Origin of the sequence: Sporosarcina koreensis, from assembly GCF_001531445.1 — a bacterium.
Lineage (GTDB): Bacteria > Bacillota > Bacilli > Bacillales_A > Planococcaceae > Sporosarcina > Sporosarcina koreensis_C.
Genome location: NZ_LQYA01000164.1, coordinates 11,929 through 14,019 on the forward strand (window position 1 = coordinate 11,929; position 2,091 = coordinate 14,019).

1 protein-coding gene is annotated in these 2,091 nt (G+C 46.2%); it reads right to left on the bottom strand.

Translation table 11 applies throughout. From position 1 onward, the window contains the following. Nucleotides 1-42: 42 nt before the first annotated feature. Nucleotides 43-2,091 (bottom strand): bifunctional 2',3'-cyclic-nucleotide 2'-phosphodiesterase/3'-nucleotidase (locus AWV70_RS16225; protein WP_235588712.1); only part of this gene is annotated, 2,049 nt, incomplete at its 5' end.

Consider the following 2,091-nt stretch of genomic DNA (forward strand, 5'->3'; position numbering starts at 1 on the left):
GTAAAAAAGAGCAGGGATTATCCTGCTCTTTTAGATGAAAATTCACTTCAATTCGATGGAGAAGTTCGCAAAACCGTCTTTTGTCGTTGCGACAAATTCGATTCCGCTATCTGCTGGAATGTAGTCTTTCGCTTTTGCAGATGTTTCGAATACGATTTTCACATCGCCTTCAACCGGAACAAACTTCCAGTTGCCGTCAGCCGATGGGTCGATCGTTTCTTCTGCAATCATATAATCCATGATTGCTTCACGGTTTTCGTACGCATATTCGATACTATCCGATGCATGGACGACACCCGGGAAGCTTCCGCTTGCGCGGTAATTGTTCGTTACAACGATGAATTTCTGTTCAGGATCAATTTCCTTGCCATCGTACTGCAAATTGACGATACGGTTAGCGTTCGCATCGATCGTTTTGCCGGAGTAGTCATATTTCGCCGGTTGTGTAACGTCGACTTCATATGTCACGCCATCAAGAACGTCGAAATTGTACGTACGAAATTCAGCATTGACTAAATCTTGCTGTTCTGTTGAAGCAGGGTCAATCTGATTAAATTGGCCTGCTGACATTTCAAGCCATTCCTTCACATCTGCGCCAGTCAAGACGATTGCAGTCACTGTATTGTCATACACATAAAGGTCTGCGACGTTCTTGATAGCGACTTCGCCTGCCGGAATGTCAGTGTAGTAGTTGGCGCCATTGCGTCCGCCCGCTTTGAATGGTGCCCCCGCGGAAAGGACTGGAAGACTTTCATACTCTGAACCTTTCAACTGCTCTTCTACATACCACTTTTGTGCATTTGTTACGATTTGAATCGATGGGTCATCTTTCACTAATGAGAAATAGCTCGTAATCGCAGATGTCGTTTTGCCGACAGGGCTGCGGACATACTCGATTGTCCCTTCATGAGCTTCCTTCACAGCTGCGATCACTTTTTCCGAAGCCGCGTCAGATTCGGAATCAATTTCACGAAGTGACCCTTTGCCGCTGACTACTTTCCAGCTGTCGCCGTCTTTTTCAAGAACTAGATCCATGACCCCTAAATGACTTCCGAATTTGCCCGGCATGACGATCGGTGTTCCATTGACAGTGCCATTTTCGCTGTCGACGTTTTTCAGATCTGCGTAATCACCAGGGAATACGGAATGGTTATGGCCTGTTAGAACTGCATCGACTCCATCGATTGCAGTAATTTGATAGGCAACATCATCTTCCCCTTTTGTATGGATCTCATCACCCATACCTGAGTGAGAAAGAACAATAACTACATCCGCTCCTGCTTCTTTCATTTCAGGGACAATCTTTTCAACAATATCCGCCGCATCTTCGGCAATTACTTTCCCTTCAAGATGGAAACGGTCCCAACGCATGATACCCGGAGCTACGACACCGATGACGCCTACTTTAAGTTCGTGCTTTGCCCCATTGCCGTCCACAACTTCCTTATCCAAGATGACATATGGCGTATAGCGGTTCTCGCCTGTTTCAGCATCATAGACGTTGGCGTTCAGCACCGGGAATGGCGCTTCCGCCAAAACAAGGTCTAAATATTCGAGTCCGTAGTTGAACTCATGATTCCCTAACGTACTTGCATCAAAATCCAGCGATTGCAATGCTGCTAATGCAGGATGAAGCTCTCCTTTTTCCAATGGATCGACGGACACTTTATATCCGCCAAGCGGTGTTCCTTGAATCAAGTCCCCGTTATCGAATAATAGGTTGTTTGGATTTTCTGCACGCGCATCATCAATAAGCAAAGCTGTTTTAGCCAATCCGAATTCATTTGTCGGCTTGTCCTGATAATAATCATAGTTGACAAAGTTCGTATGCAAATCGCTCGTGCCAAGGATGCGCAATGAGACAGCATCCGTGTTCGTTTCGTCCACTTCAGGTGCAGCATTATAGACTACGAGCAAACGGTCGATGATTTTCTTCACTTGTCCTTTTGTTACGATTTGCTGCGGTTTCGCAGTGCCGTCCTCATATCCTCTGAATAAATCCAGCCCGACACTTTTCGCCAGTTCTTCCGGTTCATCCGTTTGGAAGTCCGCTTTATCTTTGAAGCGATCTAAAAGAGTGGCAGGGGAGGC